At 46.3% G+C, this 22,419-nt stretch carries 17 protein-coding genes; 12 read left to right on the top strand and 5 right to left on the bottom strand.

Annotated elements, in window-relative coordinates:
* Nucleotides 1–167 precede the first annotated feature (167 nt).
* A complete protein-coding gene (norR, locus tag AYY17_RS00500; protein ID WP_067420434.1) occupies nucleotides 168–1,688 on the bottom strand; it encodes a nitric oxide reductase transcriptional regulator NorR in 1,521 nt (506 codons plus the stop codon).
* Between the two features lie 179 nt (nucleotides 1,689–1,867).
* Here norR and norV point away from each other — a divergent pair, with 179 nt between their 5' ends.
* From norV to ytfE, 3 genes are read left to right on the top strand one after another with little or no spacing between them, the layout of a single operon-like run.
* The gene (norV, locus tag AYY17_RS00495) at nucleotides 1,868–3,391 is read left to right on the top strand and encodes an anaerobic nitric oxide reductase flavorubredoxin (RefSeq protein WP_067420433.1); all 1,524 of its coding nucleotides are present in this window, start codon (nucleotides 1,868–1,870) and stop codon (nucleotides 3,389–3,391) included.
* Entirely contained in the window at nucleotides 3,388–4,524 is a 1,137-nt protein-coding gene (gene norW, locus AYY17_RS00490) for an NADH:flavorubredoxin reductase NorW (protein ID WP_067420432.1), read from the top strand. Before norV ends, norW begins: the two co-directional genes overlap by 4 nt.
* 45 nt (nucleotides 4,525–4,569) lie before the next feature.
* Nucleotides 4,570–5,232, top strand: coding sequence for an iron-sulfur cluster repair protein YtfE (ytfE, locus tag AYY17_RS00485; RefSeq protein WP_067420428.1), 663 nt, complete (start codon nucleotides 4,570–4,572; stop codon nucleotides 5,230–5,232).
* Nucleotides 5,233–5,303: 71 nt separating this feature from the next.
* On the opposite strand, the gene AYY17_RS00480 is transcribed toward ytfE, so the two are convergent.
* The 3 genes from AYY17_RS00480 to AYY17_RS00470 form a co-directional block, all read right to left on the bottom strand.
* Nucleotides 5,304–5,594: a hypothetical protein gene (locus tag AYY17_RS00480; protein ID WP_067420427.1), complete on the bottom strand. Its 291-nt coding sequence runs from the start codon at nucleotides 5,592–5,594 to the stop codon at nucleotides 5,304–5,306.
* Nucleotides 5,595–5,979: 385 nt separating this feature from the next.
* Nucleotides 5,980–6,243 (bottom strand): hypothetical protein, encoded by a 264-nt coding sequence (locus tag AYY17_RS00475; RefSeq protein ID WP_235845222.1) that lies wholly within the window; start codon nucleotides 6,241–6,243, stop codon nucleotides 5,980–5,982.
* Between the two features lie 593 nt (nucleotides 6,244–6,836).
* Nucleotides 6,837–7,841 (bottom strand): 2-hydroxyacid dehydrogenase, encoded by a 1,005-nt coding sequence (locus tag AYY17_RS00470; protein ID WP_067420425.1) that lies wholly within the window; start codon nucleotides 7,839–7,841, stop codon nucleotides 6,837–6,839.
* A 191-nt stretch (nucleotides 7,842–8,032) separates the two neighbouring features.
* Here AYY17_RS00470 and AYY17_RS00465 point away from each other — a divergent pair, with 191 nt between their 5' ends.
* From AYY17_RS00465 to AYY17_RS00455, 3 genes are read left to right on the top strand one after another with little or no spacing between them, the layout of a single operon-like run.
* Nucleotides 8,033–10,642, top strand: coding sequence for a YdbH family protein (locus tag AYY17_RS00465; protein ID WP_067420423.1), 2,610 nt, complete (start codon nucleotides 8,033–8,035; stop codon nucleotides 10,640–10,642).
* Nucleotides 10,643–10,659: 17 nt separating this feature from the next.
* Nucleotides 10,660–10,851 (top strand): YnbE family lipoprotein, encoded by a 192-nt coding sequence (locus tag AYY17_RS00460; protein ID WP_067399696.1) that lies wholly within the window; start codon nucleotides 10,660–10,662, stop codon nucleotides 10,849–10,851.
* An 8-nt stretch (nucleotides 10,852–10,859) separates the two neighbouring features.
* Nucleotides 10,860–11,210 carry a YdbL family probable chaperone protein gene (locus AYY17_RS00455; protein WP_067420419.1) on the top strand — a complete coding sequence of 117 codons (351 nt, stop codon included), beginning with the start codon at nucleotides 10,860–10,862 and terminating at the stop codon, nucleotides 11,208–11,210.
* A gap of 81 nt (nucleotides 11,211–11,291) precedes the next feature.
* Here the strand turns inward: AYY17_RS00455 and AYY17_RS00450 are convergent, their stop codons facing one another.
* Nucleotides 11,292–11,897: an FMN-dependent NADH-azoreductase gene (locus tag AYY17_RS00450; protein ID WP_067399692.1), complete on the bottom strand. Its 606-nt coding sequence runs from the start codon at nucleotides 11,895–11,897 to the stop codon at nucleotides 11,292–11,294.
* 211 nt (nucleotides 11,898–12,108) lie between these two features.
* Between AYY17_RS00450 and hrpA the strand changes: the two genes are divergently transcribed.
* The 6 genes from hrpA (at nucleotide 12,109) to AYY17_RS00420 (ending at nucleotide 22,365) form a co-directional block, all read left to right on the top strand.
* Nucleotides 12,109–16,002: an ATP-dependent RNA helicase HrpA gene (gene hrpA / locus AYY17_RS00445; RefSeq protein WP_067420418.1), complete on the top strand. Its 3,894-nt coding sequence runs from the start codon at nucleotides 12,109–12,111 to the stop codon at nucleotides 16,000–16,002.
* A 258-nt stretch (nucleotides 16,003–16,260) separates the two neighbouring features.
* Nucleotides 16,261–18,006 (top strand): colicin-like bacteriocin tRNase domain-containing protein, encoded by a 1,746-nt coding sequence (locus tag AYY17_RS00440; protein WP_067420417.1) that lies wholly within the window; start codon nucleotides 16,261–16,263, stop codon nucleotides 18,004–18,006.
* A gap of 3 nt (nucleotides 18,007–18,009) precedes the next feature.
* The gene (locus tag AYY17_RS00435) at nucleotides 18,010–18,273 is read left to right on the top strand and encodes a bacteriocin immunity protein (protein ID WP_067420415.1); all 264 of its coding nucleotides are present in this window, start codon (nucleotides 18,010–18,012) and stop codon (nucleotides 18,271–18,273) included.
* A 185-nt stretch (nucleotides 18,274–18,458) separates the two neighbouring features.
* Entirely contained in the window at nucleotides 18,459–19,082 is a 624-nt protein-coding gene (locus AYY17_RS00430; RefSeq protein WP_156656599.1) for a hypothetical protein, read from the top strand.
* A gap of 15 nt (nucleotides 19,083–19,097) precedes the next feature.
* Complete coding sequence (locus AYY17_RS00425) at nucleotides 19,098–20,624, top strand: SEL1-like repeat protein (protein WP_067420412.1); 1,527 nt, start codon at nucleotides 19,098–19,100, stop codon at nucleotides 20,622–20,624.
* A gap of 274 nt (nucleotides 20,625–20,898) precedes the next feature.
* The gene (locus AYY17_RS00420; RefSeq protein ID WP_067420411.1) at nucleotides 20,899–22,365 is read left to right on the top strand and encodes a tetratricopeptide repeat protein; all 1,467 of its coding nucleotides are present in this window, start codon (nucleotides 20,899–20,901) and stop codon (nucleotides 22,363–22,365) included.
* Nucleotides 22,366–22,419: the final 54 nt, after the last annotated feature.

The raw sequence follows: 22,419 nt of genomic DNA, 5'->3' as shown, positions 1-22,419 counted from the left end.
CCTATGACATTTGTCAAAAATGGCGGATATACCCTTATTCATTCAAACTACAGGTGTGTTGGCTGCGCTCAGTCAGCCGGGTCACATACTGATGTATGCTCCCCGTCTGTCTTCCCTGGCCGCCTTCCTGTATCTTGAATGACGTTGGGTATGTACCCTTATAAGGGTTATTTCAACTTCAGGCGGCGCGCCAGCCGGTGAAGATTTCCGGCATCAATTCCCAGCGCGCGGGCGGTTGCCGCCCAGCTGTTATCACAGCGGATAAGTGTGTCGCGGATAAGCGCAGTCTGAAAGGTATCGGTTGCACTGCGCAGATCCTGCTCTGTAATATCAGGGATTGTCTCAGGCTCCGGCGCTTGTGGTGCATTTCCCGATTCAAAATGATGAGGCAACAGAAGGATTTCATCACTGTTGCCGGTCGCACGGGCGAGTACAATAGCGCGGTGAATGGCATGCTCCAGCTCGCGGACATTGCCCGGCCAGCGGTAATGCAGTAGTGCGCAGCGCAGCGCCGGGCTTATCACCACCTGTGGCAGATTAAATGTCAGGCGGTAGCGCTCACAGAAATAGCCGGTCAGTAACAGAACATCCTCTTCCCGGTCACGCAGCGGCGGCACCTGAAGCGGGAAAATACTCAGCCGGTGAAACAGATCAGCGCGGAAATTTCCGGCGGCAACTTCTGCGCGTAAATCGCGGTTGGTTGCTGCCAGTACGCGCACATTTACCCGCAGCGGGCGATCGTCACCCACGCGCTGAATATCACCGTACTGCAATACCCGCAGTAATTTTGCCTGTAATGCAGGGGAGAGCTCGCCGATTTCATCCAAAAACAGTGTGCCGTTATCCGCCATTTCAAATTTTCCGCTGCGGTTACTGATAGCGCCGGTAAATGCGCCTTTTACGTGACCGAACAGTTCACTTTCCGCAACTGTTTCCGGCAGTGCAGCACAGTTGAGATAGACCAGCGGGTTTTCCCGGCGGGAAGATAATTCATGGATGGACTGCACCACCAGCTCTTTCCCGGTCCCGGTTTCGCCGCTGATCAGGACATTCATTTCAGCGCTCGCGACAATGGCAATTTCTTTCTTTAACTGCAACATGCAGTCAGAAAGTCCGATAATATCGGTTTTTCCGGTTTGTGTTCCTGTGGCGATACCGGCAGACGGACTGAATGCAAGTTGCTGGCTCTCCAGCTGACCAATCAGCAAGGCATTATTTAATGCCCCGGCGGTAAGCGCGGCGATCAGGCGTAATTCCTCGTCACTGAACGCATCAAACTGATCCGGTTGCAGGCCGTCAAGGGTCAGCGCGCCGATAAGATTTTGTCCGGCAAACAGCGGCAGCCCGACACAGGCATGGACTTTCAGATGAATATGATCAGGGATAAGCCCGTCATAGGGATCGGGCAAATGGCTGTCTGCCGGGAAACGAACAATATCCCCGGCGCGGGCAATGGCTTCCAGGCGGGGATGTGCATCCAGGGCAAAGCGGCGGCCTAAAACATCCGGAGACAATCCGTCTATCGCCAGAGGGATAAACTGATGCGGCTCATAACGCAACAGGGCGGCGGCATCACATTTGAGCACCTGACGCAGCGTGGTGATCAGCCGCTGAAAACGATCGCGGTGACCAATATCCCGTTGCAGTGCAATCGCAATACCGGTTAGTACCTCAACTGAAAATCCCATGCATTCCTCCGCTGTCAATATGACAACACAATGTCATATTGACAATGAAATGAACAGTCATTTTGACAGTGATTTTTTATGTTAAAATTATAATTTGTTTAAAATCAACAGAGTAAAAGTTGGCACGCAAATTGATTATCTCTGTACAACGAAGCATAAAAACAGAAGGTAAAAATCAAATGGCTATTCATGTAAAAAACAATGTTCACTGGGTCGGACAACGTGACTGGGAAGTGCGTGATTTTCACGGGACAGAATATAAAACATTGCTGGGCAGCAGCTATAACAGCTACCTCATCCGTGAAGAAAAAAATGTGCTGATTGATACGGTCGATCATAAATTCAGCCGGGAGTTTGTGCAGCATCTGCAAACACAAATTGACCTCAATGATATTGATTACATTGTGATTAACCATGCAGAAGAAGATCACGCCGGTGCGCTGACTGAGCTTATGGGTCACATCCCGGACACACCGATTTACTGTACTGAAAATGCGATTGATTCCATTAACGGGCATCATCACCATCCTGAATGGAATTTCAATGTGGTAAAAACCGGAGACACGCTGGATATCGGTAATGGCAAGCAGCTGATTTTTGTGGAAACCCCGATGCTGCACTGGCCGGACAGCATGATGTCTTATCTGACCGGCGACGCGATCTTATTCAGTAACGATGCTTTTGGTCAGCACTATTGTGATGAGCGACTGTTTAATGATGAAGTGGATCAGACTGAGCTGTTTGAACAGTGCCAGCGCTATTATGCCAATATTCTGACACCGTTCAGCCGCCTGGTTACGCCGAAAATCACTGAAATTCTGGGATTTAATCTGCCGGTAGATATGATTGCTACGTCGCACGGCGTGGTCTGGCGTGATAATCCGACACAAATTGTGGAGTGGTATCTGAAATGGGCGGCGGATTATCAGGAAGATCGCATCACTATTTTTTACGACACTATGTCCAACAATACCCGGATGATGGCGGATGCTATCGCACAGGGCATTAATGAAACTGACCCCAATGTGATGGTGAAAATCTTTAATGTCGCCCGCAGTGATAAAAACGACATTATTACCAATGTGTTCCGTTCAAAAGGGGTGCTGGCGGGCTCATCCACCATGAATAATGTGATGATGCCGAAAGTGGCGGCAATTCTGGAAGAACTGACCGGGCTGCGCTTTCGTAACAAAAAAGCGGCGGCATTCGGCAGTTACGGCTGGAACGGCGGTGCGGTTGACCGTGTACAAACCCGCCTGATGGATGCCGGGTTTGAAACGACTATTGCGCTGAAAGCCAAATGGCGTCCGGATATGGATACGCTGGAAGTTTGCCGTCAGTATGGGCGGGACGTAGCACGACAGTGGGCAGTTGACGCATTACCTGCGGTGACAAGACCGGCAGCAGCAAAACCGTCACCGGTTGCAGTAACTGAACCGGCTGTAAATGATACAGATAATGATACAGGCAATAAAATTACAAGTGACGCTGTCACTAATTCTGTCGCTAAACCGGCGGAACAAAATTTGGGTCCGTGCATGCAGTGCAGTGTCTGTCAGTGGATATACGATCCGCTGAAAGGTGAGCCGTTACAGGGGGTTGAACCGGGTACACCATGGTCTTGTGTGCCGGACGGCTTCCTGTGTCCTGAATGTTCTCTCGGTAAAGATGTGTTTGATGTACTGGCATCGGAGGCGGCATGAGCGCAGGGATTGTGATTATCGGCGGGGGCTTTGCTGCCCGCCAGCTGGTGAAAAATATCCGCAAATCTGATACTCAGGTGCCGCTCACGGTTATTTCAGCGGACAGTATTGATGAATATAACAAACCGGATTTGAGCCATGTGATAAGTCAGAACCAGAGCGCAGCCGATCTCACCCGCCAGTCAGCGGATGAATTTGCGCAGCAATTTAATGTACAGCTGTTTCCGCATACCAGGATCAGCGGAATTGATGCACAGCAACATAGTGTCAGCAGCCATAATCAGCAATGGAACTATGACAAACTGGTACTGGCGACCGGCGCAACACCTTACCGTCCGCCGGTTACAGGTTCCTCTCTGATGCTGACACTGAACAGCCGTGAAGAGTATCAGGCGCATGAGGCTCAGATCAGACAGGCACAGCGGGTGCTGATTTTGGGCAGCGGGCTTGTCGGCACTGAACTGGCGATGGATTTCTGCCGTGCCGGTAAAACCGTTACCCTGGCAGATATGGCGGGCAGTATTTTATCATCCCTGATGCCGGCGGAGCTCAGCAGCCGTTTACAGCACTCACTGGCGCAGGCCGGGGTCCGGGTGCTGAACCGGGCACAATTACAGTCACTGACATCAGAAACGGACGGAATTTGCGCTGTATTTGACCATGACTGTGCGACCCGTGCTGATGTGGTGATCGCCGCCACCGGCCTGCAACCGAATATCAGCCTGGCAAACATGGCGGGACTGAATACCCGGCGCGGTATTGTGGTTGACCGGACATTGCAGACCTCACATCCGGATATTTACGCGCTGGGGGATTGTGCCGAAATCGACGGACAGGTACTGCAATTTCTGCAACCCATTATGCTAAGTGCCGTCCGGTTGGCAAAAAATCTGACGGGAGAGCAGGGAACACTGGTTCTGCCGCCGATGCTTATCCGGATAAAGACCCCGGACATGCCGGTTCAGCTGGCAGGAAATTTCCATCATCCGGATCTGCAATGGACGATTGATATCAGCAGCACAGGAATGACAGCAAAAGGGCACGATTCCACCGGAAATCTGCATGCATTTGCAGTAACGGAATCCCGGCTGACTGATGCGTTTACCTTACTGCGTCAGTTACCGCAGCCGTAAATTATGGCATCACTGATTAATACAAACTGAATTTCGGGGTAAAAAATGACATTACGTGAAAAAACATTAGGCGAACTCGCACTCTCAATTAATGGCGCATCAGCAGTTTTCCGCCGTTATGACCTGGATTTTTGCTGCGGAGGTAAACGTACGCTGGAAAAATCCGCAGAAAAGAAAGCATTAAATATTGATGAAATAGAGCAGGCATTGCTTGCCCTGAAAGATGACGCACTGGTTCAGGATTGGCGGGCCGCACCACTGAGCGACATTATTGCGTTTATCGTCAGCCGTTATCACGACCGCCACCGCGCACAACTGCCGGAGCTTATTTTACAGGCGGAGAAAGTGGAGCGGGTGCATGCCGCAAAAGCCAGTGTACCAAAAGGACTGACCCGGCAACTGACCGCACTGCATGAAGAACTGACCAGTCATATGATGAAAGAGGAGCAGATTTTGTTTCCGCTGATTTGTAACGGGATGGGACAACAGGCCGGTGGTCCGATTCAGGTGATGGAAGCGGAGCATGATGATGCAGGCGATATCGTGGAAGTGATTAAATTTATCACTAAAAATGTTACGCCACCGGAAGATGCCTGCACAACCTGGCGGGTACTGTATAACGGGATCAACACGTTTATCGATGATTTAATGGAACACCTCAGCCTGGAAAATAATTTATTGTTCCCGCGTGCGCTGGCAGGTGAATAATTAATCACATTATTTCCCGGCAGAAGGATCCCTGTCTGCCGGGATTTTTTTATAAAAATCAGCGAAACAGATCATAAGTCAGATGGTGTGTCATGGCGGTACAGGGCTATATAGTGCCCGCCTTGTTGCTCAGTCAGCTGTTTGTCATCCGCATTCCAGTCATAATGAATAGCGTGGCTGACAGCACCGGACTCACAGGTTGTGATAAGCAACGCAGCAACCGGCGCGGCTGCGGTAACGGACAGGGCATGCACTAATTGTATTAATTCTTCGCGGGTAAATGACACCGGCGAAAAGCCGGTATCCGTCTTCTCTGCGGCAGTTTGTAACCGCTGTAATAATGTCGCCTGGGTATCTGTCATTGTCGGTATAATCCCTTATTGTAAATATCCTGTTTTCATTAATATTGTTGCATATGGTTAAGTATATTTAACCATATATGACTGTATCATGTTACCTGAAGGCAGACCATCAGGTGAAATCTGACTGTCTGTGGTTATCTTCAGGTATACTAATTTAATGCCCTGCAAGCAGGAAGCATCACACCATAAAAAAAAAAGACACCCGAAGGTGTCTGTAGTGAATATCTGTATTACTTTATTTATTATTATAAGGGTAGAACGGCGTAATTATATATGGAACTAAAATTATAATATTATTATTGTATTTGCTGTTGTGTATATCTTTGCCGGTATTAACGATAGCTCAGTGTAACGATGTATTTATCAGGATCTGTCGGCAATGGCATTACCTGGCTTCACCAATGTGATCCGGAAGTAATGTACCTTTGAAATTATTTCCGGCCTGCATCTTACCATTATAGGGTTCAGACTGACCTGAGCGGTGACATTCGGTATTAATGTTGTCACCTGAAATATTATAAGAACAAGGTGATTCAACCAGTGCGCCCTGGAATGAGATGGTACCACCCTGGTGGTCTTGTGTTTCGCTGTGTGCAACAAAAGACAGTGCAATGCCTGCCACTAAAACTAAACGGGTTAACTTAGACATATTTTTTACTCTCTATTATTCGATACTAACCGAAGGTTCTCTTTTTAGTTAATGAGATACTCTTCGTTTAATAACATCACGAATGGTATTTAAAGTTAATTACGATATCTGGTTACTGCGTCTTACTTTATGGCGGAGATAATACATCAATAAATATAAACGAAAACATAACAAATAAAGATATACGACAGAAAAAGTAATCTTCTGTTTGTCACTGTTTTATTTAGGATTGGTTTATTAAGCGTGATTTATAATGCAATCATAAAAACAAAAATACATTACTCAATATTTATATCCTGTCCGCCCCGTTTCGGGGCTTTTTTTTTATATAAAATCAACCACCCCTCATATTGACAGGCTAAATTGAGATTCACATGATCATTTCAATACAGATGCTCTGGATGTTATCACTGAGTATATGTAAGAACTCTGTGACAACGGGAAAGATATTAGCACCAAAAATGAGTACGGGCAAAATTAAGATAAAACCTATGTAGTTAAGCTAAGTTTATGTTTATTAATTTACTTTATAAGTAAAGACCCGGAGACGGAGATGAAAACTCCGGGTTAAATTGTAAGAAAATGTGTAATGTTTACTGATTTTGTAACACAATATTACAGCATGTTTCATTATTATATAGCTGAGCAATATTGTTCAGCGTAGTTTCACTGATACTCAGGAGCGCTTCTTCAGTCAAAAATGCCTGGTGACCGGTAAATAACACATTATGGCAGGAGGAGAGACGCCGGAAGATATCATCCTGGATGACGTCATTTGACTTATCTTCAAAGAATAAATCACGCTCATTCTCATAAACATCCATACCCAGCGCACCGATTTTCTGCTGCTTGAGTGCATCAATTGCTGCCGCCGAGTCAATCAGCGCACCACGGCTGGTATTGATTATCATCACGCCATTTTTCATCTTATTAAAGGCATGCGCATCCAGCAGGTGATGATTTTCCGGGGTCAGCGGGCAGTGAAGTGAGATAACATCAGAGTTGGCAAACAAGGTATTCAGATCCACATACTCCGCACCCAAATCCAGCGCGGCCTGGTTAGGATAAGGGTCTGACACCAGCAGGCGCATACCGAACCCTTTTAAAATCCGCAGCAGCGCAAGACCAATCTTACCTGTGCCTATAATACCGGCGGTGCGGTTATGCATATTAAAGCCGGTCAGACCTTCGAGTGAAAAGTTAGCATCCCGGGTGCGTTGGTACGCACGGTGAATACGGCGGTTCAGGCTCAGCATCATACCAACCGCATGCTCAGCAACCGCCTCCGGTGAATAGGCCGGTACACGGACAACCTGTATGCCCAGTTCCTGTGCGGCGGCAAGGTCTACATTATTAAACCCGGCGCAGCGCAGCGCCAGGATGCGAATATCAAGATCAGCCAGTTCCTGTAATACATCGCGGTTAGCGTCATCATTGACAAAAATACAGACCGCATCCGCACCTACGGCGTTCTTGGCTGTTTGTTGTGTCAGCGGAAAATCAAAATATTCGATATCATACTGAAAACGCGGATCCTGATTCACCAAATCCATGTGTTTGCGGTCGTAATGTTTGGTACTGTAACTGACAATTTTCATCCGGGACTCCTCCGCTAAAATAAATCGCTACACTAAACCTGATAGCCCTGACAAAATAGGGCAGTTCCTTAGTTCAGAAATAATTGAATCTGTTGCGGTACAGTATAACGCTAACCCGCGTAACTGTACGCAGCCAATGTGGTTTTCCGCTTAACACAGGGAAAAACCACATAATTAACCCGGTAAGGCGCATGAGAAAATTACTGAAAATGCTGGTGGTATTATCTGTCTTGTTGTTGATGATGATACCTGTTGTCTGGCTGACATTACCCCGCTGGCTCCCGGTGGTCGTAAAATCCTATCTGCCGGACGGCGTGACGCTGTCACTTTCTCAGCCTGAGCTTCGCGGACGGGGGATCCACATTACTGACTGGGCACTAAAGGGAACCAATTGCACACTGGCAGACGGACATAATCTTTCTGTCCGCTACAGCCGCACAGGGCTTTGGCAGATTGATGCGTCCGGGCTGACAAGTGACACCGAATGTCTTCAGACTCTGCCTGCATCTGTGGATCAGCCGGAAAGTGAACCTGTCAATATTGCTGCACTGCTGTCACAACTGCCTTCTGCCACACTGACAATAGATAATGTGCTTATTACTTCTGTGCCTGATTATCAGGGCCGGCTGAGCCTGACCACGTCCCGGGCTGCGGGGCAGCATCTGTCGTATCAGGGCAAGAATATTCAGACAGAGATTACTGTTAACCCTGATCAAAGCGTGACGGTGTCACAATTAAGTGTCGCCGCAGGTGAGGATAAGTTGTCTCTCACCGGCAGTCTGACATTACCGGGCAACACAGTAACATTACCGGAACAAGGGCAATTGCAGGCGGGTATTGTCAGCCCGTCCCGGACACAACCGCTGTCGCTGACGTTTGACTGGCAGGGAAAACAGGGAACTCTGACCCTGCGCGAAACAGATAATGAAACGCTGTTGCTGAGTCTTCCCTGGGCGGCAACGGGGGAAACTGTCACTATCACAGATGGCGAATGGCGCTGGGATAAAGCAGAACAACCGTTGCGGGGAACGCTGAGTGCGACCCTGAGCAACTGGCAGAAAACGATAACGGATATGCGCCTTACTGCGCGGATTTCCGTGGTCACTCAGGGAAAGCGCGGCAAAGGCACCGTTGTATTGCAATTACCGGAGACCGGGTTGTCACTGACCGGGTTTGAGATCCCGTTTGAACTTGCCGGCCAGGTAAACAGTCAGGATATGTGGGCGGCGGGACGGCTTCCGGCCGTACTGACCGGTACGCTGTCTGATCCGGTGGTGCGCATCAGCTCCGGTGCCCTGATCCGCGCCCGCGGGCAACTCAGCCCGACGTTGCAGGTGGAGGAACTGCGCCTGCCGCTGGCGGGAACGCGGCTTTCGCAGGCAGGAATTTCCGGCCCGCTGGATGCGATTGTAACTATTAATAACCCTGAGCTGGGGCGCTACCGTTTTCAGATGAAAGGTCAGGCGCGGGAATTTTTACCCGACAGCGGACACTGGTACTGGCAGGTTTGGGGTAATGGTAATGTTAAACCACTGAGTGCGGACTGGACATTTTCCGGTGCCGGGTCCTGGATAGAGAATGAAATCAGGGTAAGGCGGCTGGATACGGGATTTAAGGGGATACGTTACGGCATGATGTCGATGGAATCTCCTGCGCTGACACTGTTATCGCCGGTTGTCTGGCAGCGGGATGCTGAGAACTCAGTACTGAGCGGGCAATTTCAGCTGACGACAAAAAAAATCAAAATTGACCAGAGCTATCTGCCTTCCGCCACTTTTGTGATGCGGGTGACCGGGCGTGACCCGCATGATTTTTCTGTCAAAGGCACATTATCAGCCGGAAAAAATGTCGGGCCGATACAGTATTGGACCCGCTGGGACGGTACCCGCCTGCGGGGGGAAGCGCGCTGGCCGGAGCAGGATCTGCGCGCCTTTCAGACGCTCATTCCGTCTGATTCAGGGATAACGCTGCGCAACGGGGAATTTTATGCGCAGGCGGCATTCTCTGCCGCGCCGGATCAGGGATTTGTCGCCGGTGGTCACTGGGTGGTAAAACAAGGCAGTATGTGGCTGAAAGACGGTGAAGTTGAGGGCGTGGATTTTGTACTGCCGTGGCGTCTGGCTGACAGCCGCTGGCAGCTTGGCAGCAAAACACCGGTCACGCTGCGTATTGCGCGGGTGAATAATTTATTTGAAGTCACCGATATTAAAGCAGATTTACAGGGCTATTATCCGTACAGTGATCGTTATCCGCTGGTGTTGTCAGGTATCAGTCTGGATTTGCTGGGCGGGCAGGTGACGATGGCATCATTATCTGTGCCGCAGAAAGAGGCCGCGGTGATACGCCTGGATAAACTGTCCACCGGACCGCTGATTAATACTCTTAAGGTGACACAGTTTGCTCTGGAAGGCAGTATCAGTGGCGAACTGCCGTTTTATATTGATAACCCGCAGTGGATTGTCCGTAACGGCTGGGTTGAGAATGATGACCCGCTGACACTGAATCTGGATAATCAGTTTGTCTCGTCAGTCAGTGAGAACAACCTCTCTGCAGGCACGGCTATCAGCTGGCTGGATTATCTGGTGATGAAACGGGTGCGTACCGATATCAATCTGACAAATTTAGGGGTACTGACTATGAGCTCGGTTATCTCCGGCTACAATCCGGTACTGGATGCCCGGCGGGTGGTGAATCTTAATTACAATCACGAAGAAAATGTGTTTCAGTTATGGCGCAGTCTGAGTTTTGGCAGCAATCTGGAAGCCTGGCTGGAAAAAACAATTTCACAGCAGCAAGAGTAAAATCCGACGGAGTAAGAATGAAAAACTGGATGGCAGGGGCAGTATTGCCGCTAATAATTATATCACTGGGCGGATGTTTGCGGGTCGAAGTTGCAACGCCTGATAAACCTATTGATATCAATATGAATGTCAAAATAGAGCATGAAATTAATGTCAAAATTGACCGTCAGGTAGAAGATCTGCTGAAGAGTAATTCAGCTATTTTTTGAGGTGAATAATGAGCACATTATTTAAAGCAGGGAAATTCCGCACGGGCGTGGCAGCACTGACACTGATGGTCAGCAGCTCAGCATTTGCGCTGACACTGGATGAAGCAAAGCAACAGGGGCTGGCGGGTGAAACCTTCAGCGGCTATATTGCACCGGTTGAAAGTGCGGCCTCACGGGATGATGTCAAAAAACTGGTAAAAGAGATTAATGTGGCCCGATCACAAAAATACAGTGAACTGGCACAGGGCAACCGGATGAAAGCGGATGAAGTGGCAAAAATTGCCGGACAAAAACTGGTTACCCGGGCAGCAAAAGGGGAGTATGTCCTCGGCATTAACGGGCAGTGGCTTAAGAAATAGCAGATAAGATACAGCAGCAAAACGTTGTAAACAGTTCGGTAAACAGTTCGCTGCTGTATTGGTTCTTATATTAATCAGTTATCAGGCAGAGAGCTGCTCAACACACAAACGGGCATCACACTGTGCTTTATCCGCTGACTCTTCCCCCATTGCCACACCTTCGGCAAAAATGAATTCAACCTCATTGATCCCGATAAAGCCCAGGAACTGCTTCATAAACGGCACAATCAGGTCTGATGTCTGATCACGGTGGAAACCACCGCGTGCAGTCAGTACAATAGCGCGCTTACCCAGCACTAAACCTTCGGCACCGTTTTCGGTATAGCGGAACGTTTTACCGGCAGAGGCGATAAAATCCAGCCAGGTTTTCAGTTGAGTGGGGATGGTGAAGTTATACATTGGCGCTGTGAATACAATGACATCATGAGCAAAGAGCTCATCAATCAGTTCCTTCTGTAATGCATTGGCAGATAACTGATGTGCTGTTAAGGCTCCGCCCGCCGGTACATTCATGCCGGAAATGATTTCATTATCCAGCACCGGAACCGGGTTTGCGCTGAGATCACGGACAGTAATTGCATCACCGGCATGATTTTTCTGCCATTGTCCGATAAAATAATCCGCCATTTTGTTGGTATGAGAGTGACCTGCAAGAATGCTGGATTTGAGCACGAGAATTTTTTGCATAGTAAACCTTGTTATATGTGATTCAGCTTATGTAATAAAAACATGACAATGAAGGGATCCATCCGCCATAAAGTGCAAGTTTACTGAAAATAATGCGGCATGTGTTACACCGAAAACGGGATAATAACGATACGGTAAAAAACCGCCGCACAAAAAGCTACGCCGGACAGGCGACAACAGGCTACAGACCATCTATCAGAAGGACAGCAAGGTGAATTCCCTTCTCAATGAATTAAAACAACTGCTCCCCCATTTATCGCTGCGGGATCAATGGCAATTGCGCAAGCGGCTTTCCGGTGTTGCGAAAATACATAATCCGGAATCACAGAAAAAAGTGCTCAGCGCATTGCAGGATGAGATACTGCACGGCATTACCCGGACAGAGCAGCGGATAGCAAGCCGCCCGGAAATAACCTATCCGGATAATCTGCCGGTATCGCAGATGCGTGACGTTATTTATAACGCGATCCGCGACCATCAGGTGGTGATCATCGCCGGGGAAACCGGATCAGGAAAAACCACGCAGATCCCGAAAATTTGTCTTGAGCTGGGACGCGGTATCACCGGGTTTATCGGCCATACACAACCCCGGCGCTTGGCGGCCCGCACCGTCGGCTCCCGTATTGCGGAAGAGCTGAAAGTACCGCTGGGTGCGGCGGTCGGGTATAAAGTCCGCTTCAGTGATCAGGTCGGTGATAATTCACTGGTTAAACTGATGACTGACGGGATCTTGCTGGCAGAACTGCAACAGGACAAACTGCTGCTGCAATATGACACGATCATTATTGATGAAGCACACGAACGCAGCCTGAATATTGACTTCATTCTTGGCTATCTGCGCCAGCTTCTGCCGAAACGCCCGGATCTGAAAGTGATCATCACCTCCGCGACGATCGACCCGGAACGGTTTTCACGTCATTTCAGTAATGCGCCGATCATCGAAGTCTCCGGGCGTACCTACCCGGTAGAGGTACGTTACCGGCCGGTGATGGGCGATGATAATGACGCGGATCGCGACCTGACTCAGGGCATTCTGGATGCGGTCCATGAACTCGGACGTGAAAGCGCCGGTGATATCCTTATCTTTATGAGCGGCGAGCGGGAGATCCGTGAAACCGCTGATGCCCTCAATAAAGCCGATCTGCGCTTTACAGACGTTCTGCCGTTATTTGCGCGGCTATCCAACAGTGAACAGAACAGGATCTTCCAGCCACATACCGGGCGGCGGATTGTTCTGGCGACCAACGTTGCAGAAACCTCCCTGACGGTGCCCGGTATCAAATATGTTATTGATACCGGCTTTGCCCGTATCAGCCGCTACAGCTACCGCACAAAAGTCCAGCGTCTGCCGGTCGAGCCGATTTCACAAGCCTCTGCCAATCAGCGCAAAGGGCGCTGCGGGCGTGTTTCAGACGGGATCTGTATCCGTCTCTATTCAGAAGATGATTTCCTGACCCGCCCGGAATTTACCGACCCGGAAATTCTGCGCACCAATCTCGCCTCCGTTATTTTGCAGATGACGGCTATCGGGCTGGGCGATATTGCTGCGTTTCCGTTTGTCGAAGCGCCGGACAAACGCAATATCCAGGATGGTGTAAAACTGCTGGAAGAACTTGGCGCGATTGATACTAAGGCCTCGCAGGAAAATCACTATCAACTGACACAAACCGGCCGCCAACTGGCAAAACTGCCGATTGACCCGCGTCTGGCACGAATGGTGCTCGAAGCCCGTAATCACGGCGCTGTCCGTGAAACAATGATCATCGCTGCGGCACTGTCGATTCAGGATCCGCGTGAACGGCCGATGGAAAAACAGCAGGCGTCTGACGAAAAACACCGGCGCTTTGTGGATAAAGAATCTGACTTTGTTTCATTTGTGAACCTGTGGAACTACCTGAAAGAACAACAAAAAGTCTTATCCAATTCACAACTGCGTAAACAGTGTCGCCAGGAGTTTCTCAACTATCTGCGGATCCGTGAATGGCAGGATGTTTATACTCAGTTGCGCCAGGTGGTAAAAGAGCAAGGTATTGCGGTGAACAGCGAACCGGCGGACCACCGGAGCATTCATCTGTCACTGCTGAGCGGGCTGCTTTCTCATATCGGACAAAAAGATGTTGAGAAGCAGGAGTTTACCGGTGCGCGTAATGCACGTTTCTCAATATTTCCCGGCTCCGGGCTGTTTAAAAAGCCGCCAAAATGGGCGATGGTGGCAGAGCTGGTGGAAACCAGCCGCTTATGGGGACGCATTGCCGCGAAGATTGAGCCGGACTGGATAGAGCCATTAGCGCAGCATCTGGTTAAATATCATTACAGCGAGCCGCACTGGGAGAAATCACAGGGCGCGGTGATGGCGACAGAAAAAGTCACTCTCTATGGTCTGCCGGTTGTGGCGGCGCGTCCGGTTAATTACGGTAACATTGACCCGGCGCTGTGTCGTGAGTTGTTTATTCGTAATGCCCTGGTCGAAGGCGACTGGCTGACGCGGCATACGTTTTTCCGCGACAATCAGAAGTTACGTAATGAAGTGGAAGAGCTGGAACACAAATCGCGACGCCGCGATATTCTGGTCGATGACGAAACCCTGTTCAGTTTCTATGATACGCGTCTGCCACCGGAGATAGTTTCATCTCAACACTTTGATAACTGGTGGAAAAAGGAACGGCTGCAAAAACCGGATTTTCTCAGTTATGAGAAAAATATGCTGATCCGCTCTGATGCGGATCAGGTAACAGCACAGGACTATCCGAACTACTGGTATCAGGGGGACTTAAAATTCCGTCTGAGTTATCAGTTTGAACCCGGAACCGAAGCCGATGGCGTGACAGTACATATTCCGCTGCCGGTTCTCAACCAGGTCAGCCCGGACGGCTTTGACTGGCAAATTCCGGGATTGCGGGAAGAGCTGATTATGGCATGGATAAAATCACTGCCGAAACCGGTGCGCCGTAATTTTGTTCCTGCACCTAACTATGCGGGCGCTTTCATGCAGCGGGTTCCTGAGCCGCAGGGCGGGCTGCTGGATACGCTGGAGCGCGAACTGCGCCGTATGACAGGTGTGACAATTGACCGTGAATCCTGGCAGCCGGAGCAGGTGCCGTCTCACCTCAAAATGACTTTCCGTGTTGTGGGCGATAAACAGAAAAAACTCGCGGAAGGATATGACCTGGATGCTCTGAAGGTCAGCCTGAAAGCGCAGGTTCAGCAGACATTGTCTGATGTGGTGGATGATGGTATCGAACAAAGCGGTGCGCACATCTGGCGTTTCGGCGATATTCCTGATTGCTATGAACAGAAACGGGGCGGATATGCCGTAAAAGCCTATCCTGCGCTGATCGATGAAAAGCAGAGTGTCGGGATTAAAGTGTTCGAAACCGAATTTGAGCAACAACTGGCCATGCTGGCGGGAACGCGGCGTCTGTTGTTGCTCAATATCCCGTCTCCGGTTAAATATCTCCATGAAAAACTGCCGAATAAAGCCAAACTGGGTCTGTATTTTAACCCGTACGGTAAGGTGCTGGAGCTGATTGATGACTGTATTGCCTGCGGTATCGATAAACTGGTTGCTCAGTTTGGCGGGGTAGTCCGGCAGGAAGAGAAATTTGCGCAATTACAGGAATTTGTCCGTGCGGAACTGAATGAAACCGTGGTCGGCATTGCCCGGCTGGTGGAGCAGATCCTGACAACCACATTTGCCATTAACAAACGTCTGAAAGGGCGGATTGATATGCAATTGGCCTTTGCGCTCTCTGACATCAAAGCGCAGATGTCAGGCCTGGTTTTCCCGGGCTTTGTGACATCACATGGCTGGCAGCGTCTGCCGGATGTTCTGCGTTATTTGCAGGGAATAGAGCGACGTATTGAAAAACTGATGGCGGATGTGAACCGCGACAGAGCCAATATGAATAAAATTGAGCATATTCAGAACCTTTGGAAGCAATGGCAAGGTAAATTGTCACCGGTGGATAAACGTAAACCGGAAGCTGAAGCAGTGCGCTGGATGATTGAAGAGCTGCGGATCAGTCTGTTTGCCCAACAATTAGGTACGCCATATCCTGTATCAGATAAACGGATTATCCAGGCAATGGCACAAATCAGCGGGTAAAGTGCCGTTTTTACGGGGTACTGTGTTTTTATACAGTAATTGGTTTTTTACCCATTAGCGGGCACAGAAGTGCCCGTTTTTTTGTACTGAAATAACGTGAAATGTAAAATTTGTGGTGTGATAAATAAAAAATAAACGTTGTTTAATTCATTGTATTCTGACGTTTTTTATACTGATTAAACTCATGATTCAGGAGTAGGGTTAGTTATCGCTGTGTATAAAACCAGCATATTGCTAATTTTATAAAAGGACACAATCATGAGTGGTGGTGATGGAAATGGTTACAACAGTGGTGCCCATGATACCGGGGGCAATATCAACGGCGGACCGACAGGGATTGGTGGTAACGGTGGTTCATCAAGTGGCGGTTCCGGCAGTGGTAGTGGATGGGGGACAAGTAATACGCCCTACGGAGATATCCATCACTTCGATCCGGACAAATTCGGAGGCTCCCGCAGTGGTAATAGCGAATCAGCCAATGGACGTGTAAATATAGATTCAAATCCTGAATCAGTAACGTCAATCGATTTAGGTGTTATAGGTGTAACGGCATTATCAGTCACTAATAAACAAGGTGTTTTCGGCGCTACTTTAGCAGAAACTGCGTTTACTGAATCTGTTTATGCAGCGGTTGTTGAGTTGGGTGAATATTTCTCAGGTATTCTGAGTAAATATGGTCCTTGGGGTGTTCGCGTAATGGGTGTTTTTGGTTTGCTATATCCGGCAACCATAGCAACAGAACCAAAAATGCATTTTAATATCAAGGATGTGGATTTTAATAAGCAAAAAATCTATGGCATTACAACACTGCCGGCTAACCTTGTCACATCTGTACCTGTGAACGAAATTCACAAATATGATGCAGTTCCGGCTGGAGTCATTGCTCAGGCGGTGATTGATGACCTGACTAACTCACGACGGGTGGCGATAACCCCCGTTACACCGACACCTGTTTCAGTTGTAAAAGCCCAAAAGACAAATAAACCGAATGTCTATACTGCGGCTGTTGTTCCCGGCATGACGCCGATGCGTATTGAGATCTATAAAAACAAGCGACGAAGATCAAAATCGGCAAAGCCAAATACAGCTCCTGCCATGCATCAGTATATCCCTTCTATAGAAACCGACCATTCATATCATGCCATGATTGATTTTGGTGGCGATCATGCACCGATTTATATTTCTGTTACGGAAAAACCAAAACCGGAAGAAGAGAAAAAAATAATTGAGCAGGCGAAAAAAGACTGGGTGGCGCGGCATCCGGTAGAGGCGGCTCAGGAGCAGTTTGACGCAGCGAATAATGAACTGAAATCTGCTAGTGACCGAGTTCTGAATGCTCAAATAAAATTTGAAACATTAAAGGTTAATATTCCTGAAAGTCAGGCAAAAGTTGCAGAACTGCATATTAAAGTTAGTCGTTATCTGTCAGGAGGGCTTCTTACTCTTAGTGACCACCCGGTTACAGCTATTTTAAATGCACTAACAAACATTAATAGAGCAATTAATCAGCATGAACAAGCAGAAAAAGCGCTTTCCGTTGCACTGGAAAGTCGTAAAAAAGCAGAAGAAAAGAAAAAATCCGCTGAAGATAAACTAAATAAAGAGAAAAAACGCAATCAACTGGGAATCGCCACAGGCAAAGGCAAAACGGTTGGTGATAAATGGCTGGAGGATGCAGGAAAAGAAGCCGGAGCACAGATCCCTGATCGTATTGCTGATAAATTACGGGGTAAGAAATTTAGCAGCTTTGATGATTTTCGGAAGCAATTTTGGATAGAGGTTTCTAAAGACCCTGAGTTATCAAAGCAGTTTATCAAGGGAAACCGGGATCGTATGCAGATTGGCAAGGCGCCTAAAACGCCGAAAGATGGGGTTGTAGGGAAACGAAATTCATTTGAAATCCATCACGATAAACTTATTAGCCGGGGCGGGGAAGTTTATGATATGGGTAATCTCCGTGTTACTACACCGAAACGTCATATTGATATTCACAGAGGTAACTGAGTAATGAAATTAAAAAATAGCATAACTGATTATACTGAAAGTGAATTTTTGGGTCTGATGAAGGAGATTTATAAGGAAAATATAGCGGAGACAGATGAACAATTAGATATCTTACTCAGTCACTTTGAAAAAATCACAGAGCATCCTGATGGTACTGATTTAATTTACTTCGCTAAGTCAGATGCTGATAGCACACCTGAGGCGATTACTAAAATAATTAAAGAATGGCGGGCTAGTCAGGGTAAGCAGGGGTTTAAAAAAGATTGAATAGATAAAGTGACGAGTTACTGGAATGCTGTGATATCTGCGGTATTCCGGTAACTCATATAAGGCTTGATGGTTTACCAGTAAAGCTGCAAGGGAAAATATTAGATAAGTTACTTCATTATCTGGAGTATATTACTTATACTGATTGTTCCTTTTATGACGTGGCAGATAGCCTAACAACCAATATGAAAAAAATTAACCTATTGAAATACCTGTCTATTAGTATAGTTGTGTTAGTTGGTTGTAAGGATGAAAATAATGAACTCACACCTGACAATCTGACTAAGGCTATCGATAAATACTATCAAAATTTTTGTATTGTGCCATCTCCTGCTCCCCATAATGGCGCAAAACCTTTTCCCGTTCAGGTAAAAAAAGGGCCATCAGGGCTATTTATTTCAGAAAAAGAGACGGAAACGAATTTCAAAAATGACATTAAATCTTTTGATGCATTTAAATCCGTTGGTTTGTTAGATAAAGAGGGGATGACAAACAGTGAAGGAGAGATAACGGGTTATCGTTATGCTCCGACATTGGAAGGTAAAAAATATCTGCAAAATGATTCAAGTCTCTATATTTGCGCTGGTAATTATCAGGTCACAAACATTGTTAAAATAAACCCACCGATTGAAAATGCCTTCAAGGAAGTTGAGGTCACATTTACCTACAATGCCATCAATATATCACCTTGGGTTAACAATAAGGTGATTAAAGAGACATTTCCATTGTTACAGCAGCAGTTAAGCCCCAAAGAAGAAAATACAAAAATGGTAAGGTTGCGAAATGATGTGTGGGTAGTCATCAATTAATAAAATGGATTCAAAATGAGCAAACGTAACTTTATTTCAAAATTTCGATTACCAATCGTTTTTCTCTTATTATCCGGTGTAGCATTTGCTGATTCAAATAAGGAAATCGAACGTTTATTGACGGATCATGAAGATGGTTCTCTTAATGCAATTGCTGAACTTAATTTGCTTGCGAAGGAACGAGACCCACATGCATTAAGTACTCTCGGTTTTATTTATGAGCATGGAATTAATACACCTAAAGATGTACTAAAAGCGATAGATTATTATCAGCAGGCTTGTGATCTTGGCGGAGACTATGGCTGTGGTAATGCGTGGTATTTCTATCAATATGGTATTGGTGTTGAGAAAAATAAAACGAAAGCACAGCAGTTTGTCGAGAAAGTAAATAAAGAAGGTATTGATGTAAATAATGCTAATGATCTAAGTATTACGCTTTTTGATGCTAAATCGGAAGCTGAGACGGATAAAAAAATCCGCTATCAATTGATTGATTACATATCAAGGTATTTGACGTCAGGTGATCAATCCACGCAAGATATGTTGACGCGAATAGGGTTCAGTAAACAAGATACACTGCACCTTGCAAAACTATGGGCATCAGATGGGGATGGCGAACTCCTTTTTAAGGTTGGCCATTTTTATAATTTTGGTTATTCCTCTTTAGCACCTGAAGAAAAAGACTTGGAGGCACTGAAATGGTTCAGAAAAGCTGCTGATAAAGGTGAACCTGCATCGCAAAATATTTTAGGTCAGTTATATGAAAAAGGTGATTGGGGAATACATCAAGATCCTGCGAAAGCCATGGAGTGGTATAGCAAAGCAGCGGAGTCTGGTGATAATAATGCCATATTAAAGTTAGCTACGATCTATTATGAAGGTGAAATCATTGAGGTTAATTACCCCAAAGCATTGCAACTATTCAATCAATCAAGCGATTATAGCCGGCGAGAAGCTGAAAAATATTTAAGCTTAATGTATTACAATGGTAACGGTGTAAAAGTTGATTGCCAAAAATCCGCTAATTTATATGAAAATAGTACCAGCGGTTTTAGTGAGACGCTCACGCGTACAAAATATATCCAGTTATGCGAATCAGATAAAAAACGACGTAATGAATTTAGCAGTGATTTACCAAAATTAACCATAAAGCGGATATCAACCTTTTCGGGTAACAGTGATTCAGGAGTGGAATGTGAGTTATATTTTGGAGTTGAGAGCAATAATAGGATCCCTGTTGAAAACTTACGTGTTGGGCTGAAAATCACCACTAAAGATAGAGATAGTGAGGGGCTATTTGAACAAATCCAAGTAGTAGCGTTTAAACCTTTCGGGTTTAATAGCCTCTACGAGCATGACAGTGACGGCAAAAAAATAGAATATGAAGGCTCCAGACTGGTGCCAATTTATGATAAAAAAGGCTGCGACTATTCTATGTCACAATTTAACATAGAATCTGCTTCTGCGTTAGTTAATGGCAAACCAGTTGATTTATTAGAGAAAGAATTAATCACCTTTAAAGATCAAAAGAAAAAAAGGTAGATTCAACAGCGTGTTTAGCCTGGGGCTGTATATCATCGAGCCAGGCAGAAAGAATAAAAAAGCCCCATCAGAGAATTGATGGGGCTGTTGTCGTATACGCGTAGGAGCGTTTAACTGACCATTTTTCGGAACTGACTAATGCTGCCACTTTTTAGAGCTTTCTTTTACCTTATTTTATATCCATTGCCGCTATTTTATGAATAAAAGGATGAAGTCATTCTATCAATGGAATAGACTTAACTTAAATTTCTCCAGATAAGGCGAGGGCGATAAAGTGTCTGCAAAAATTAGTATTCCGCATCGAGTATGGTTGATTATCTGCTTATTATTTATTTCTGTATTAATTGTTCTAGGTATTTTTCATTTCAAGCATCCTTCTGAAAAAAACACTGAATATAACTTCCATAATGATGATGTGCAGAAATTCGCCCACACTTCCAAGTCTGGTCCTAAGAATAGTCAAGATGCCTTTAATCTCGCCATGGCGTACTGGGATGGAAGAGGTCAGCCGCAGGATCGTCTGCAAGCGAAAGAGTGGTTAATCAAATCTGCCGATGCGGGGAACCCAAATGCTCTGTATAATTTGGGGGTTTTTCGTTATCTGCAATTACTTGCAGATACTCCGGATGACCCATTCGGATATCGTTCACTTGAAAAAGCCGCTGACCTTGGTAACAGTCGGGCTCAGGTTTTTATTGGTATTCGCTACTATCTTGATGATAAAAAAATTCTTCCTGAAGATTTAAAGAAAGCACGTCAATACATTACATTAGCGGCAAAACAGAATGAACCATTTGGATTATATGTCTATTCGGGAATACTGGAGCGGGAGGACCAGAATAGCCAAGAAGCTGTTAAAATCCTGACTTCATTAATTAATGATGGCTTCTTACTGGCAGCGTATCCATTGTCTGCTATTTATGAAGAAGGTAAAAATGGCGTTGAGAAAAATCCTCAACTCGCCAGGCAATACTCCGATATATTCAATGAGCTGCTCAAGTGTGGTAATGAAGATATATTTAATCCTCCGCTTCTGCCAATATCAATGTTCAGTGTGTTGAATCCAACTGAACGAGCTAATAAATTATCCGAACTCGAGTCATTAGCAAAAAAAGGTGATAGTGTCGCGATTTATCAACTTGTTGAACTCTATAATCTAGGTGATGGTGTCATTGAAAATAAATCTAAAGCTGTTGATTATCTTAAACCATTAATTGATAAAAAAGATCCCAAAGCGCTCTATCTTCGTTATACCATAACACACAAAAATCCAGATGATGTCATTACTATCGCGGATAGTGGATATGCTCCAGCAGCATTTTATTTGTACCGTGTTTATTCCGTCTATATAGAGGATAACAATTTTAAATTTTCCTCTGAACTTGCCGAAAAATATCTTCGCCAAGCAGCAGAGTTAGGTAACAAAGGGGCGATGTCATCTCTTATCAAGAACCTACTTGAAGACAGTGATTACCCAAACACTCAGCTTAATCAACAAGTAACGTATTATGCCAATAAGCTATTGGCTGATTATCCCAATGACCCAATGGCACTGACCTATGCCAGCTATGCTTATTACACTGAACACAGTGAAATTTATGATCCAGGCAAAGCCTTTGAGTTAACGCAAAAAGCTTTTGATATCTCACCTGAAAGTTATCTTCGTCTCAATTTAGCTGAAAAATATGCCTATGGTATTGGTACTGCGCAAAATATAAAAAAAAGCAGTTCAGTTGTATAATGAAAATATCATTAAATTCCCTGAAGATACCCGCGCAAACCGTTATCTTACAGA

Origin of the sequence: Morganella psychrotolerans, from assembly GCF_001676055.1 — a bacterium.
Classification (GTDB): domain Bacteria; phylum Pseudomonadota; class Gammaproteobacteria; order Enterobacterales; family Enterobacteriaceae; genus Morganella; species Morganella psychrotolerans_B.
The sequence above is the reverse complement of the archived record's forward strand: the minus strand, read 5'-3'. Positions and strand labels throughout refer to the sequence as shown.

Excerpts from the sequence above, each read along its gene's own strand:
- norR (WP_067420434.1), bottom strand. The coding sequence starts at position 1,688 with ATGGGATTTTCAGTTGAGGTACTAACCGGTATTGCGATTGCACTGCAA.
- norV (WP_067420433.1), top strand. The coding sequence starts at position 1,868 with ATGGCTATTCATGTAAAAAACAATGTTCACTGGGTCGGACAACGTGAC.
- norW (WP_067420432.1), top strand. The coding sequence starts at position 3,388 with ATGAGCGCAGGGATTGTGATTATCGGCGGGGGCTTTGCTGCCCGCCAG.
- ytfE (WP_067420428.1), top strand. The coding sequence starts at position 4,570 with ATGACATTACGTGAAAAAACATTAGGCGAACTCGCACTCTCAATTAAT.
- AYY17_RS00480 (WP_067420427.1), bottom strand. The coding sequence starts at position 5,594 with ATGACAGATACCCAGGCGACATTATTACAGCGGTTACAAACTGCCGCA.
- AYY17_RS00475 (WP_235845222.1), bottom strand. The coding sequence starts at position 6,243 with ATGTCTAAGTTAACCCGTTTAGTTTTAGTGGCAGGCATTGCACTGTCT.
- AYY17_RS00470 (WP_067420425.1), bottom strand. The coding sequence starts at position 7,841 with ATGAAAATTGTCAGTTACAGTACCAAACATTACGACCGCAAACACATG.
- AYY17_RS00465 (WP_067420423.1), top strand. The coding sequence starts at position 8,033 with ATGAGAAAATTACTGAAAATGCTGGTGGTATTATCTGTCTTGTTGTTG.
- AYY17_RS00460 (WP_067399696.1), top strand. The coding sequence starts at position 10,660 with ATGAAAAACTGGATGGCAGGGGCAGTATTGCCGCTAATAATTATATCA.
- AYY17_RS00455 (WP_067420419.1), top strand. The coding sequence starts at position 10,860 with ATGAGCACATTATTTAAAGCAGGGAAATTCCGCACGGGCGTGGCAGCA.
- AYY17_RS00450 (WP_067399692.1), bottom strand. The coding sequence starts at position 11,897 with ATGCAAAAAATTCTCGTGCTCAAATCCAGCATTCTTGCAGGTCACTCT.
- AYY17_RS00440 (WP_067420417.1), top strand. The coding sequence starts at position 16,261 with ATGAGTGGTGGTGATGGAAATGGTTACAACAGTGGTGCCCATGATACC.
- AYY17_RS00435 (WP_067420415.1), top strand. The coding sequence starts at position 18,010 with ATGAAATTAAAAAATAGCATAACTGATTATACTGAAAGTGAATTTTTG.
- AYY17_RS00430 (WP_156656599.1), top strand. The coding sequence starts at position 18,459 with ATGAAAAAAATTAACCTATTGAAATACCTGTCTATTAGTATAGTTGTG.
- AYY17_RS00425 (WP_067420412.1), top strand. The coding sequence starts at position 19,098 with ATGAGCAAACGTAACTTTATTTCAAAATTTCGATTACCAATCGTTTTT.